The organism is Streptomyces sp. BL1 (genome assembly GCF_057628045.1).
In genome coordinates this window covers 5908584-5921524 of record NZ_JBXYWZ010000002.1, presented here as the reverse complement: position 1 = coordinate 5921524, position 12941 = coordinate 5908584, and the positions used below count along the sequence as shown (strand labels likewise).

Sequence of the window (12941 nt, the reverse complement as noted above, 5' to 3'; positions counted from 1 at the left end):
GCACGGAGGCGCGGGCACCGGCCTGCTCGCGGCGGCTTTGTGTCGTTCTTGCAACACTCCGCGCCACGTGGGCTATTTGAGCCCCGCCTCCCTCATCTGCCGCAGCTCCTTCTTCAACTCGCCCACCTCGTCCCGCAGCCGGGCCGCGACCTCGAACTGCAGCTCGGCCGCGGCGGCGCGCATCCGCTCGGTCATCTCCTCGATGGTCTCGGCCAGTTCGGCCGCGGGACGGTCGGTGAGCTCCGCGCTGTCCTTGCCCTTCTTGCCCTTGCCCGCGGACTTGGCCGGGGTGGGTGCCTTGCCCTTGGTGCCGCCGCCGTCCTTCGTGCCGCTCTTCTTCTCCTGGCGGTATCCGCTGCCGAGCAGCTGCTCGGTGTCCACGTCCTCGCGGGCGATGTCGGCGACGATGTCGCCGATCTTCTTGCGCAGCGGCTCCGGGTCGATGCCGTGCTCCGCGTTGTACGCGAGCTGCTTCTCCCGGCGGCGGTTGGTCTCGTCGATGGCCCGCTCCATCGCCGGTGTGGTCTTGTCCGCGTACATATGGACCTGGCCGGAGACGTTGCGCGCGGCGCGGCCGATCGTCTGGATCAGGGAGGTGCCGGAGCGCAGGAAGCCCTCCTTGTCCGCGTCGAGGATCGCCACCATCGACACCTCGGGCAGGTCGAGCCCCTCACGAAGCAGGTTGATCCCGACCAGCACGTCGAACTCGCCGCTGCGCAGCTCCCGCAGCAGCTCGATGCGGCGCAGCGTGTCGACGTCGCTGTGCAGATAGCGGACCTCGATGCCGAGTTCGAGGAAGTAGTCGGTGAGGTCCTCGGCCATCTTCTTGGTGAGGGTGGTGACCAGGACCCGCTCGTCCTTCTCGGTGCGCGTGCGGATCTCGTGCACCAGGTCGTCGATCTGGCCCTCGGTCGGCTTGACGACGACCTCCGGGTCGATCAGGCCGGTCGGGCGGATGACCTGCTCGACGTACCCGTCGGAACGGGAGAGCTCGTACGGCCCCGGGGTGGCGGACAGATAGACGGTCTGGCCGATCCGCTCGGTGAACTCCTCCCACTTCAGCGGCCTGTTGTCGATCGCGGAGGGCAGCCGGAAGCCGTGGTCGACCAGGGTGCCCTTGCGGGCCCTGTCGCCCTCGTACATCGCGCCGATCTGCGGGACCGTCTGGTGCGACTCGTCGATGACGAGGAGGAAGTCGTCCGGGAAGTAGTCGAGGAGGGTGTGCGGCGCGGAACCGGGCTCACGGCCGTCGATGTGCCGCGAGTAGTTCTCGATGCCGGAGCAGCTGCCGATCTGCCGCATCATCTCGATGTCGTACGTGGTGCGCATGCGCAGCCGCTGGGCCTCCAGCAGCTTGTTCTGCTTCTCCATCGCGGCCAGCTGCTCCTCCAGCTCGGCCTCGATCCCGGCGATGGCGCGCTCCATCCGCTCGGGGCCCGCCACATAGTGCGAGGCGGGGAAGACGTACAGCTCCTGGTCGTCGGTGATGACCTCGCCCGTGACCGGGTGCAGCGTGGAGAGCGCCTCGATCTCGTCGCCGAACATCTCGATGCGGACGGCCAGTTCCTCGTAGACCGGGAAGATCTCGATGGTGTCGCCGCGCACCCGGAAGGTGCCGCGGGTGAACGACACGTCGTTCCGCGTGTACTGCACCTCCACGAAGCGGCGGAGCAGCTGGTCCCTGTCCCACTCGTCGCCGACCTTGAGCGGCACCATGCGGTCCACATACTCCTGCGGGGTGCCCAGGCCGTAGATGCAGGAGACGGAGGCGACCACCACGACATCGCGGCGGGTCAGCAGCGAGTTGGTCGCGCTGTGCCGCAGCCGCTCGACCTCCTCGTTGACCGAGGAGTCCTTCTCGATGTACGTGTCCGTCTGCGGCACGTACGCCTCGGGCTGGTAATAGTCGTAGTACGAGACGAAATACTCGACGGCGTTGTTCGGCAGGAGCTCGCGGAACTCGTTGGCCAGCTGTGCGGCGAGCGTCTTGTTCGGCGCCATGACCAGCGTCGGACGCTGGAGCTTCTCGATCATCCACGCGGTGGTGGCCGACTTGCCCGTGCCGGTCGCGCCCAGCAGCACGACGTCCTTCTCCCCGCCGCTGACGCGCTGCGCCAGCTCGGCGATCGCGGTGGGCTGGTCACCGCTCGGCTGATATGGGCTGACGACCTCGAAGGGCGCCACCTTGCGTTCGATCTCGGTATGGGGCCGCATGCAGACCACCGTACGACTCCGCACTGACAACCCCTCGCGCCTCGGCCGGTGACCGGCATCGCGCCGACTCCACACGTTCACATCACGGCCACTCCGTTGCTGCGTGTGAGTAGTCCGTCACGGGAAGAGTCTCCTCTGTCAGTACATGGACAATCGTGAGGAGTTCCGTATGTCACTGCGTCCCGCCGCAGCTGCCACAACCGGCGCGCTCGTGGGTATATCGGCACTCATCCTCTCCGCGGCCCCCGCGCACGCGGACACTCAGCGGCAGACGGAACAGGCGGACCCGCCCCGGACGGTGGCGCACAGAGGGGCGTCGGGCCACGCGCCCGAGAACACGCTCGCGGCGGTCGACAAGGCGGACAAGCTCGGCATCGACTGGGTCGAGAACGACGTACAGCGCACCAAGGACGGCGAGTTGGTCGTCATCCACGACACGACGCTCGACCGGACGACGAACGTCGAGAAGGTGTTCCCGGACCGCGCGCCGTGGAACGTCTCCGACTTCACCGCGGCGGAGATCTCCCGGCTGGACGCGGGCAGTTGGTACGGCGACGCCTACAAGGGCGCGAAGGTCCCCACGCTCAAGCAGTATCTGAACCGGCTCACGCAGAACAACCAGAAGCTGCTGATGGAGCTCAAGTCCCCGGCGAAGTACCCGGGGATCGAGTCGCAGACGCTCAAGGAGCTCAGCAACGAGGGCTGGCTCGACAGCGGGCACGTCAACGGCAAGCTGGTCATCCAGAGCTTCGACGGCGACTCCGTCCGCAAGGTGCACGGCCTCGCTCCCGCCGTGAAGACCGGCTACCTGGGCACCCCGAAGGTGTCCGAGCTGAAGACGTACGCGCAGTTCAGCGATCAGATCAACCCGACGTACAGCACCGCGTCGAAGGACTACGTGGACGCCATTCACAAGGTGAAGGGCGCGCACGGCAAGCCGCTGGAGGCCTACACCTGGACCGTCAACGACGCGGCGACGGCCCGCAAGGTCGCCGACGCCGGGGTCGACGGGATCATCTCCAACTACCCCGACGTGGTACGGGAGGAGACCGGCGGCTGACGCCCGCCGGCACGGGACCGGCCGCGGGGGGCCGTTGTCAGTGGGCGCGCCTAGGCTGCCCGACATGACGCAGACACACTCCTGCACCTGGACGGTCCGGGAGACCACGGTCGGTCCGCTGCTGCTCGCCGCCACCGGCGAGGGCCTGGTGTATGTCGTGTTCCACGCCGACGAGGCGACGACGGACCGGGCCCTCACCCGGCTCGCCGGCGCGCTCGACGGCGAGCCGGCGCACGCGGGGGAAGCGCCCGCCGGGAGAGCCCCGGAGGGCGAGGGGGATGCCGCGGACGGCGCTCCCGGCGCGGAAGTGCTCCGCGCCGCCGGGGAGCAGCTCGACGCGTACTTCCGGGGCGGGCTGCGGGAGTTCACCGTGCCGCTGGACTGGTCGCTGTCCGGCGGGTTCAACGCCCGCGTGCTGCACGCGCTGTACGAATCGGTGCCGTACGGGAGGACCGTCGGCTACCAGGACCTGGCCGACCGGGTGGGCGAGCCGGGCGCGGCGCGCGCGGTCGGCGCTGCCATGGGCTCCAACCCGCTGCCGGTCGTCGTCCCGTGTCACCGCGTGGTCGAACGGGGCGGCGGGATAGGCGGGTTCGGCGGCGGGCTGGAGACCAAACGGGCACTGCTCGCCCTGGAGGGCGTGCTGCCGCAGCCGCTGTTCTGACAGCCGGCAGGGGCAGGGGCAGGGCGGCGTCGGCGGGCGGGCCGGCGGCGGGCGTCAGCGGGCGGGCAGCGAGCGGGCCGGCCTCAGCGGGCGGGGCCCAGCCAGCTGAAGGCGGCGGCGGTCAGCGCGCTGACGCCGGTGTCGATGGCGGGCTCGACGACGGGCGCGAAGTACGGCGAGTGGTTGGCGGGGATGTCCTTGTCGTACGTGCCCGCCTTCCGTGCCGCGGCGACCTTCTCCGGGTCGCCCCCGCCGAACAGCCAGTAGCAGACCGGCGCTCCGGAGGCCGTGCCGAAGATTCCCACGTCCTCGCTGCCGCTCACCGGACCCGGGTCGATGATCTTGTCGTCGCCGAGGACCGCGCCGACGGCCGCCTTCGTACGCTCCACGGCGTCGGCGTCGTTGACGACCAGGGGAAGGCGGTGATCTCCGTGATCTCCGGTTCCCGCTCGGCGCCGGAGGCGGCGGCCTCCGCCTTGACGATCCGTTCGACGGCCGCCCGCACGGTGGCACGTACGTCTTCGCTGTACGTCCGGATGTTCAGGGTGAGTTCGGCCTGGTCCGGGATGATGTTCTCCTGCGTCCCGGCGTTCAGCGTGCCGACGGTCAGCACTGCCGTCTCGTCGCCCGCGACCTCGCGGGAGACGACCGTCTGCAGCCGCATCACCGTGGACGCGGCCATCACCACCGGGTCGACGGCCGCCTCGGGGCGCGAGCCGTGGCCGCCCTTGCCGAACATCCGCACCCGCAGCGAGTCGGTCGCCGCGAACGACGGGCCGGCGTGGAAGGCGGCCATGTCGGAGGGCAGCGGCATGACGTGCTGGCCGAGCACCACGTCGGGCGTGCCGAAGCGGGTGGTGAAGCCGTCGTCGATCATGGCCTGGGCGCCCTGGCCGAGTTCCTCGGCCGGCTGGAAGACCCCGAGCACGGTGCCGGACCAGTCGGCGCGGTGCTCCGCGAGCAGCCGCAGCGTGCCCAACAGGCAGGTGGCGTGCATGTCGTGACCGCAGGCGTGCATGACGGGCACGTCGTTGCCGTTCCGGTCGGTGCCCGTGTCGGCCGAGGCGTACGGCAGGCCGGTGCGCTCCCGTACGGGCAGTGCGTCGAAGTCGGCGCGCAGCAGCACGGTGGGGCCCTCGCCGTTGCGCAGGACGGCGACCACGCCGGTGCGGCCGACGCCGGTGGTGACCTCATAGCCGTACGACTCGGCGCGGCGGGCGGCCTCGGCGGCGGTGCGGTGCTCGGCGAAGGAGAGCTCCGGATGGGCGTGCAGATCGCGGTAGAGGTCCGCCAGGTCGTCGCGGATTGCGCCGAGTCCGCCGAGGGCGGCGGCCGGTTGTGCGGTCATGGGGATGCGCTCCTTCGTCGAATCGCCGGCCCGCTTGCGGGCGACACCGCGAACAAGCTAACAACTCGCGGATATTCGCGACATTTCGCCCCCACTCTTTCGTTCGACTCCCCGCTGAAAGCGGCCGCCCGGCGGTTTCGCACCGCTGCGCGACCGCCCTCAGCGGGGGTACAGCTGGAAGGCGACGCAGGGGCGCCCGGCGTAGCGGTCCGCGCCCATCTCCACGCCGCGGGACACGATCGCGCGCGCGTACGCCTCCGGCTCCTCGTCGCTCAGTGCCGTGATGTACGCGCGGTGTTCGGCCAGTGAGGCCACGGCCCGTTCCACGGCGCGCTCCCCGACCGGCGCCGCGTGCGTCACGTACGGGGAGGCGGCGACGGCCACCCAGCGCACGCCGCTCCACGGGCGCAGTCCGCTGCCGACGACCTCGCCCTCGCCCTCGCCCTCGCCCTCCACAGCCTCGCCGCTGTCGGACAGCTGCTCCGTGAAGATCCACTGGTTGCCGGCGTCGCCGACCGCGTCCAGCACGGCCCGGCCGACGGCGCGGTGGTCGGGGGTGTTCCAGTAGTCGCCGCCCCAGGTGTCGTGGTGGTTGATGGTGATCACCAGCTCGGGGCGGTGCCTGCGGACGGCGGCGGCGATGTCGCGGCGCAGCGCGACGCTCTCCTCGATGACGCCGTCGCGGTGGTCGAGGAACTCCACGGTGGAGACGCCCACGGCACCGGCGCTCGCCCGCTGTTCGCCCTCGCGGACGCGCGCGCACTCGCCGGGCTCCAGCCCGTCGATGCCCGCCTCGCCCCGGGTCACCAGGAGATAGCCGATCTCCTTGCCCGCCTGGACCCATTCGGCGACGGCGGCCGCCGCGCCGTACTCCAGATCGTCGGGGTGCGCGACGACTGCCAGCGCACGCTGCCAGTCGCCGGGCATGGTCTCCAGTACCTGTTCACCTGTGCCCAGCACGCCGAATCCCCTCGCCCTCGCGGAGTCTCACGGACCGTCACCGCCGTTCGAACGGTGTCCACTCCAGCTTGTCACCGACCCGCTCGCCGCGCCGGGCACCCCACGCGCGCCGCTCGTCGCGCTCCATCATCGGGTCGAGGCTGACGAACAGGGCGACGAACAGCAGCAGGAGCACCGGCCCGATGAGGATCGGCGTGAGCGTGCCGATGGCGGACGAGCCGCCGTCGGCGGGCGATCCGGGACCGTGCGCGTGGACGCTCATGGCCTGCATGGCGGTGTAGTGCATGCCGCACACCGCGACGCCCATGATCAGGGCCGCACCGAGCGCCGCACCGAAGAACCGCACCGACATCGCGAACCAGAGCGCGGCCGTCGCGGCGACGACCGCGATGGCCACCGAGAGCACGACGGGGCCCGCGTCGTACGCGACGTCGCCCGCGAGCCGCATCCCTGCCATGCCCAGATAGTGCATGGCCGCGACGCCCAGCCCGGTGACCGCGCCGCCCGCGAGCAGCGCCCCCGGCGTACGGCCCAGCCTGCCGACGAGGAACAGTCCGGCGCCGACGACGAGCACCGCGACGCCGAGGCTCGCGTACGTCGTCAGCAGGTCGTACCCGATGTTCACGCCCTCGGCGGTGAAGCCCGTCATCGCGATGAAGTGCATCGTGAAGATGCCGGTGCCGATCGCGACCGCGCCGAGCGCCAGCCATCCCGGCCGGTCCCCGCGCTCGGAGCTCATCGCCCGCACAGTGCACCGGAGCCCCAGTGCGCTGCCCAGACAGGCCATCACGAACGCGGCGACCGGCGTCACCAGTCCGTACGTGAATCCGTCGACCGGCACCCCCGCCGCGGTCTGCAACGTCATCCCCAACCCCACCCGCCCCGTAGACGTCCCTGGTCGAGGAACGTTCACATTGTCACCACATGTGTGGCGTCTTCATGTTAGGGAGCAAGAGGGGGCAATGGCCGCTTCCCGGGCCTCCGTTGGGAGAATGAGCGGGACAGCTACGCCGGGTGGCTCACCGCCAGCCGTACAACTGCTGGAGGCGGTGTACGACACGGTTGAAGCGCGCACGGTCCAGTGCGCACGCCTCCCGTCGCATACCCGCCGGGCGGACGCGGAACACGCGTGCGGTTCCCACCCACGAGTCGCGCCCCTCGCGGTCCCACGGCCCTGTGCCCAGCGGCAGCCAGTCGGCATCGCCGTCGTCCCGGCCGCGCGAGGTCAACTGCACGGCCAGCAGGGTGCCTTGATCCTCGCGGGCCACGACCAGCACCGGGCGGTCCTTGCCGCGCCCGTCGGCCTCCCGGTAGGGCACCCACGTCCACACGATCTCGCCCGGGTCGGGGTCCCCGTCCGGGTCGGGCGCGTACTCCGTACGTACCCGCCCCACCGCCGCCGCGGCGACCTCCTCGGTCGCGGACACGCCGCCGGTCACCACAGTTTCATCGCCCACATGTGCCATGCGCGGCAAACTATCGTCCAGGCACCCGCGGCACACACGGGGTACCGGACAGCCGACACGAGTGAACGCGTCAGTGAACGCCGCCGGAATCCTCCGGGCGACACGAAGGGCACAGCACCGTCATGTCTAGACCACGGCAGCAGTCAGGGCAGCAGCCACCGGAGCGGTCACGGCCCGGGCCGGGCAGTGCCGTCTCCCGCAAGCGCACGGCCCACAACCGCGCCGCGCTCCTCCACCGCGCCCGTTACGGCGTACGGCATCCGGGGCGCGTCGCGCCGTACCTGCGCCGGCTGGTCCGCGACTGGCGGCTCCGGCGCGCCGCGGGCGGCGACCACATCGCGTACTACCGGTCCGTCATGCGGGACGACACGGCGCGCAATCCGCTCGGCGCGGTCGGCACGCCGACCGAGGAGCGGTGGAACGCGCTGGGCGAGATGCAGTACCGGTATCTGCGCGGGCACGGGCTCTCCGAGCGGCACAGGCTGCTGGAGATCGGCTGCGGGAACCTGCGGGCGGGACGGCACTTCATCTCGCACCTCGGCACCGGCAACTACTACGGCATCGACATCTCCCCGGACATCCTGATCGCGGCGCAGCGCACCCTCGTCGACCACAAGCTGCAGGCCAAACTGCCGTACCTCACGCTGGTGAACGATCTGCGGCTGGAGCACCTGCCGGACGGCGCCTTCGACGTCGTCCACGCGCACAGTGTCTTCTCCCACTCGCCGCGGCACGTCATCGAGGAGTGCTTCGCGCATGTGGCGCGGGTGCTCGCGCCGGGCGGCTTCTTCGACTTCACGTACAACCGGACGGAGGGCGAGGAACACCAGGTCCTGCACGAGGACTTCTACTACCGCCCGGAAACGCTCATCACGCTGGCGGAGGCGCACGGTCTGGCGGCCCGCACGATGGACGACTGGGACGAACTGCCGCACAAACAGTCGAAGATCAGGGTGACGGTGGCGGGCGACGCGGCGGCCGCCACACGCTGACGGGCCGCACCACGCCGCCGGGGCTCAGCCCATCCAGGCGTCCTCGTACTTCTTGTACGTGCCGTCGTGGGTGGCGAGGTGCACGAACTGGTCCACGTACTCCTTGAATTCGGCGTCCCCGCGCGGCAGCGCGTACGCCTTCTCGGAGAAGGTGAACGGCTTGTCGGGGTGCACGGAGCACAGTTCGGGGTGGAGCTTCGCCTGGTACCGGGTCTCGCTCGCGTCCGTCATCATCACGTCGGCGCGGCCCTCGATGATCTCGTTGAAGATCGTGGTGTTGTCGGGGTGCTCCTTGAGCGTCGCCTTCTTGATGTTCTCCCGGGCGAACTCCTCGTTCGTTCCTCCCGGGTTGACGACCACGGTGGTGCCGGCGCGGTCGATCTGCCGGAGGGTGCGGTACTTGTCCTTGTCCTCGCACCTCACGACGGGCGTCTTGCCGTCCGTACGGGTCGGCTCGCTGAAGGCCACCTTGCGGGCCCGCTCCAGCGTGACGGAGACCCCACCCATGCCGATGTCGCAGCGCCCGGCCGAGAGGTCGGAGACCATCCCCTCCCACGTCGTCCTCACGTAACGCGGCTCGGCGTCCAGGCTCTTCGCCAGATCGCGCGCCATGCTGATGTCCACCCCGCGGTACGTGTCCGAACCGGCGTCGCGATGGCTGAACGGCGGGTAGTCGCCCGTCGTGCACACGCGCAGCACACCGCGCTGCGGGACGGAGTCCAGCAGCGAACCCGCGGCCTCGTGTACGCGTGTCGTCTGTACTTCCTGTGCCGCCTGTTGAGGCGCGGAGGCCGACGGGGCGGCGCCGGTGACGGCCAGCAGACAGGCGAGGGCGGACAGCGTCCCGGCGCGCTTCATACGGACTCCCGTTCACTTGTTCCGAGGATGATCAAAGCGAACAGAATGGCACGGTCCGCGGCTGCGCAGAACCCTTTTGGGCCGGGGCCGGGGCTGGGGCTGGGGGCTGGAGCTGGGGCCGGCGGTCCGGGGCTTGCGGGAGCCGAACTCCGGCCGCTCCGGGCAGCCGTGCGGGTCAGCCGCTCCAGGCGGGGCGGGCGGGCCGGTCCACGCCGACGACGATGTCGGCCGCGCTCTCCGGCGCGGCCTCGGCCTCGTACCGCGCGAACGCGGGCAGCGTCCACTGCGCGTCCTCCGGCGTGCGCCGCGCCAACGCGCCCGCGGACAGCCGCAGATGGACCGACAGATCGAACGGGAACCAGTGCCCCAGCAGGAACCGGCCGTGCACCAGCAGTACACCCCCTTCCGCCAGCCGCACGCGCGCGCTGCGGGTCGCCCGGTCCTGTTCGGCGTCCCACAGATCGGGCAACACGCGGCCACTGCCGCCCGGTTCGAGCGGGGCGAAGACCTCACGCCAAAGCGCGCCGGTGTCGTGCCACAGGTCGAAGTACGCGTCGGGGTCCTGCTTCCCGTACTCCAGCCGCAGCGAAGCGGGCCGCAGGAAGCCCTCCGCTGCGACGGTCAGCGTGTCCCTCCCCCGTACCCGCAGTGCTTCGGCGAGCCGTCCCGCGAACTCCCCGGCCTCCGCCGCCGGCGCGCCGTCGACGGCCACCCGCAGCCACGGGCTCCCGTCCGCGGGCACCGTCCCGTCGACCCGTTCGGCCACCCGCTCGCCGAGCTTCTCCCACGTGATCGCTTCCAACCGCACACCCCCATGATGCGGACTCCGCCCCATGGCGGCCTCTTCCACTTCAGACAACACTTCGGTCACATGTCATGGCGGTATTCACCACTTTCCCTCCCCTGGTCGCACACTTCAGTCACACCTTGACAAGGGGGGATCATGAATGCGAATTGGTACCAGACGCAGCCCATGCCGCAGGCCCAGCCGCCCCGCAGGACCCCGCGCTGGGCACGCAAGCGCTTCGTCCTGCCGGCGCTCGCCTTCACAGGGCTGATCGGGATCGGCATAGGGGGCGCCGGGGCGACGGGCGAGACGTCACAGGCCGCCGGCGCACCCGAAGCCCGCGCCACCACAACCGCCACCGCCACCGCCACCGCCACGGTGACGGCCACGGTGTCGGCGGCCCCGGAGGCGAAGCCGAAGGCCGTGCCGAAGCCGACGGTCACGAAGACCGTGAAGGTTCCCGTACGGACCACGGTCACCGCGACCGCCGAGGCACCGGCCGATGTTCCGGCCGCCGAGTCCGGTACGGAGCCGGGAACCGACGAGGACGCCTCGGTGTCCTACGGCAACTGCTCCGAGGCCCGCGCCGCGAACGCCGCCCCCGTCCACCAGGGCGATCCGGGATACGGACGCCACCTGGACCGGGACGGCGACGGCGTGGGCTGCGACTCGTGAGCTGAGCGCACGCGCCCCTTGTGCCCGGCGCCGGGCGACGATCCCCGACGGAGTGTCAGCCCGCGTACGGGTTCTGGCCGTTGGTGGGGGTGTTCTGGTGGGGGTGGGGTGTGGCGAGTTGTTCGCGCGGGTCCGGGACCTGCGGGTCGGGCTGCGGGGGCTGCTGTTGCTGCTGCACCGGCCGGAGCATCTGGGTCTCCGCGGCCTGCTGCTGTTCCGGCTGCTGCACCGGGCGCAGCATCTGGGTCGCCTCCGCCTGCTGTTCCTGCGGCTGGTGCTGTGCGGGCTGCGACTGCGGGGGCTGGAGCGCGCTGTAGTCGGCGGCCTGGCGCGGGTCCTGCGGGGGTGCGGCCTGCTGGGGCGACGGCTGCGGTACGTGCGCGCCCGGCTGGGCGTACGGCTGCTGCGGGCCGCCGAACTGCCCGCCCTGCGCCGGGCCCTGGGGCTGCCCGTACGGCTGCTGGGCATGGGGCTGCTGGGCGTACGGATCCTGCCCGTACGGCTGCTGCGCGAACTGCTGCGGCGGCGGCTGCTGCGCGTACTGCGGGGCGTACGGCTGCTGCTGTGCGTACTGCTGCTGGGGGTCGAACTGCTGCTGCGGGCCCGGGGCGCCGCCCAGCATGCCCAGCATCTGCTCCAGTTCGCCGCGCCACATGCGGTGCACGTTGATGCGTACCGGCTTGTCGCTGCCCGGCAGGGCGATGCGGAAGACGCTCCACAGCGGGTTCAACTGCACCTCGCCGAAGAGCGCCTGGGCCTGTGCGCGCGGCACCGCGTGCACGATCTCCCCGGGCCGCTGCGTGAACCGTGCCATGCGGTGTACGACGAGGCCCTGTTCGGTCAGCGAGAGGAAGTAGTACTTCGTCACGATCTGCACGATCAGCGCGATGATGCCGAAGTTCAGCCACGGGGTCGGGCCCGCGACGGTCGCCACCGTCACCAACGGCCGCTCCCCGGGCGATGTTCGGGCGAAGGCCTCCTCCACCTGCTTTTTCATCGTCGCCTTACGGAAGGCCATCCGTCCGCTCCCTCGTTGAAGTCCGTACATCCCGGCGAGTGGGGTCGCCGGTCGGCGCAGCGTACCGGCCGCCGGAAGGGGCTCCGGGAAGCGGGGCGCGCCGGTAGCCTCCCCGCATGAGCGCACGCCCTCTCCTGCTGATCGACGTCGACGGGCCGCTCAATCCGTTCGCCGCCAAATGGCCCTGGCAGACCCGCGGTTACACGGCGCACCGCCTCAAGCCCGCGGACTGGGTCGCCCGGCACGCCCCCGCGCCGCCGGAACAAGTGCCCGCACTCCGCGTGCGGTTGAAGCCCGCGCACGGTCCGCTGCTGACCGCGCTCCCGTACGACCTGGTGTGGGCGACTACGTGGATGCACGACGCGAACACCTGCGTCGGCCCCGTGCTGGGTCTGCCCGCGCTGCCCGTCATCGAGTGGCCTGAACTGTTCAGACGAGACCCGGAAGGCCTGTACTGGAAGACGCGCGACATAGTCGACTGGGCCGACGGGCGGCCCTTCGCGTGGATCGACGATCACATCACGGACCGGGACCGCGAGTTCGTCTCGGCGCACCACCGGGGCCCGGCCCTCCTGCACCGCGTGAGCCCCCGACGCGGGCTGCGCGCGGCGGACTTCGCCGCGCTCGCCGCCTGGGCCCGCGACCCGTCCGTACACAGCGGATAGCGGTACGGACACGCACGCTCCAACACGGGCGGGGCTGCTGCGGCGGCCGGCCCGTGAAGCAGAAGCGGACCCGGGGGGCTTGGCCGCGCCCCCGGGTCCGGCAGGGTCTGCGGGAGAGGCGTCGGCCCGTATCCGGAGGCAGAGCCTTCAAGGCCGCGACGGGGGCCCTCGCCCGCGTCGCTCCGTCACGACATACCTCTGAATCGGCTGTGCGCCTCTCGCGCACCCTGGAAA

12 protein-coding genes and 1 pseudogene are annotated in these 12941 nt (G+C 71.1%); 5 read left to right on the top strand and 8 right to left on the bottom strand.

Going from position 1 to position 12941, the window contains the following annotated elements:
- Positions 1-72: 72 nt before the first annotated feature.
- Positions 73-2214: an excinuclease ABC subunit UvrB gene (gene uvrB / locus AC3AGO_RS25990; protein WP_487822652.1), complete on the bottom strand. Its 2142-nt coding sequence runs from the start codon at positions 2212-2214 to the stop codon at positions 73-75.
- 169 nt (positions 2215-2383) lie between these two features.
- On the opposite strand from uvrB, the gene AC3AGO_RS25985 reads away from it, so the two are divergent.
- Positions 2384-3274, top strand: a complete 891-nt coding sequence (locus AC3AGO_RS25985; protein ID WP_487822651.1) for a glycerophosphodiester phosphodiesterase — start codon at positions 2384-2386, stop codon at positions 3272-3274.
- 64 nt (positions 3275-3338) lie between these two features.
- Entirely contained in the window at positions 3339-3938 is a 600-nt protein-coding gene (locus AC3AGO_RS25980; protein ID WP_487822650.1) for a methylated-DNA--[protein]-cysteine S-methyltransferase, read from the top strand.
- A gap of 83 nt (positions 3939-4021) precedes the next feature.
- Here the strand turns inward: AC3AGO_RS25980 and AC3AGO_RS25975 are convergent.
- The 4 genes and pseudogenes from AC3AGO_RS25975 to AC3AGO_RS25960 form a co-directional block, all read right to left on the bottom strand.
- Positions 4022-5286, bottom strand: a pseudogene (locus AC3AGO_RS25975) (amidohydrolase).
- Positions 5287-5445: 159 nt separating this feature from the next.
- A complete protein-coding gene (locus tag AC3AGO_RS25970) occupies positions 5446-6213 on the bottom strand; it encodes a PIG-L deacetylase family protein (RefSeq protein WP_487824820.1) in 768 nt (255 codons plus the stop codon).
- A 70-nt stretch (positions 6214-6283) separates the two neighbouring features.
- The gene (locus tag AC3AGO_RS25965; protein WP_487822649.1) at positions 6284-7111 is read right to left on the bottom strand and encodes an MHYT domain-containing protein; all 828 of its coding nucleotides are present in this window, start codon (positions 7109-7111) and stop codon (positions 6284-6286) included.
- A gap of 154 nt (positions 7112-7265) precedes the next feature.
- A complete protein-coding gene (locus tag AC3AGO_RS25960) occupies positions 7266-7712 on the bottom strand; it encodes a type II toxin-antitoxin system PemK/MazF family toxin (RefSeq protein WP_487822648.1) in 447 nt (148 codons plus the stop codon).
- Between the two features lie 122 nt (positions 7713-7834).
- On the opposite strand from AC3AGO_RS25960, the gene AC3AGO_RS25955 reads away from it, so the two are divergent.
- A complete protein-coding gene (locus tag AC3AGO_RS25955) occupies positions 7835-8704 on the top strand; it encodes a class I SAM-dependent DNA methyltransferase (RefSeq protein WP_487822647.1) in 870 nt (289 codons plus the stop codon).
- Between the two features lie 24 nt (positions 8705-8728).
- On the opposite strand, the gene AC3AGO_RS25950 is transcribed toward AC3AGO_RS25955, so the two are convergent.
- Positions 8729-9562, bottom strand: coding sequence for a transporter substrate-binding domain-containing protein (locus AC3AGO_RS25950; protein WP_487822646.1), 834 nt, complete (start codon positions 9560-9562; stop codon positions 8729-8731).
- A 175-nt stretch (positions 9563-9737) separates the two neighbouring features.
- On the bottom strand, positions 9738-10370 hold the full coding sequence (locus AC3AGO_RS25945) for a nucleoside/nucleotide kinase family protein (protein ID WP_487822645.1): 633 nt from the start codon (positions 10368-10370) through the stop codon (positions 9738-9740).
- 135 nt (positions 10371-10505) lie between these two features.
- On the opposite strand from AC3AGO_RS25945, the gene AC3AGO_RS25940 reads away from it, so the two are divergent.
- A complete protein-coding gene (locus AC3AGO_RS25940; protein WP_487822644.1) occupies positions 10506-11024 on the top strand; it encodes an excalibur calcium-binding domain-containing protein in 519 nt (172 codons plus the stop codon).
- A gap of 55 nt (positions 11025-11079) precedes the next feature.
- On the opposite strand, the gene AC3AGO_RS25935 is transcribed toward AC3AGO_RS25940, so the two are convergent.
- On the bottom strand, positions 11080-12042 hold the full coding sequence (locus tag AC3AGO_RS25935) for a hypothetical protein (RefSeq protein ID WP_487822643.1): 963 nt from the start codon (positions 12040-12042) through the stop codon (positions 11080-11082).
- A gap of 116 nt (positions 12043-12158) precedes the next feature.
- Between AC3AGO_RS25935 and AC3AGO_RS25930 the strand changes: the two genes are divergently transcribed.
- Positions 12159-12707 (top strand): HAD domain-containing protein, encoded by a 549-nt coding sequence (locus tag AC3AGO_RS25930; RefSeq protein ID WP_487822642.1) that lies wholly within the window; start codon positions 12159-12161, stop codon positions 12705-12707.
- The last annotated feature ends 234 nt before the right edge of the window (positions 12708-12941 follow it).

What these genes read in the sequence shown, in the direction of transcription:
- AC3AGO_RS25930 (WP_487822642.1), top strand. Translation starts at nt 12,159, where the DNA reads ATGAGCGCACGCCCTCTCCTGCTGATCGACGTCGACGGGCCGCTCAAT.
- AC3AGO_RS25980 (WP_487822650.1), top strand. Translation starts at nt 3,339, where the DNA reads ATGACGCAGACACACTCCTGCACCTGGACGGTCCGGGAGACCACGGTC.
- AC3AGO_RS25960 (WP_487822648.1), bottom strand. Translation starts at nt 7,712, where the DNA reads ATGGCACATGTGGGCGATGAAACTGTGGTGACCGGCGGCGTGTCCGCG.
- AC3AGO_RS25940 (WP_487822644.1), top strand. Translation starts at nt 10,506, where the DNA reads ATGAATGCGAATTGGTACCAGACGCAGCCCATGCCGCAGGCCCAGCCG.
- AC3AGO_RS25935 (WP_487822643.1), bottom strand. Translation starts at nt 12,042, where the DNA reads ATGGCCTTCCGTAAGGCGACGATGAAAAAGCAGGTGGAGGAGGCCTTC.
- AC3AGO_RS25950 (WP_487822646.1), bottom strand. Translation starts at nt 9,562, where the DNA reads ATGAAGCGCGCCGGGACGCTGTCCGCCCTCGCCTGTCTGCTGGCCGTC.
- uvrB (WP_487822652.1), bottom strand. Translation starts at nt 2,214, where the DNA reads ATGCGGCCCCATACCGAGATCGAACGCAAGGTGGCGCCCTTCGAGGTC.
- AC3AGO_RS25965 (WP_487822649.1), bottom strand. Translation starts at nt 7,111, where the DNA reads ATGACGTTGCAGACCGCGGCGGGGGTGCCGGTCGACGGATTCACGTAC.
- AC3AGO_RS25955 (WP_487822647.1), top strand. Translation starts at nt 7,835, where the DNA reads ATGTCTAGACCACGGCAGCAGTCAGGGCAGCAGCCACCGGAGCGGTCA.
- AC3AGO_RS25985 (WP_487822651.1), top strand. Translation starts at nt 2,384, where the DNA reads ATGTCACTGCGTCCCGCCGCAGCTGCCACAACCGGCGCGCTCGTGGGT.
- AC3AGO_RS25970 (WP_487824820.1), bottom strand. Translation starts at nt 6,213, where the DNA reads ATGCCCGGCGACTGGCAGCGTGCGCTGGCAGTCGTCGCGCACCCCGAC.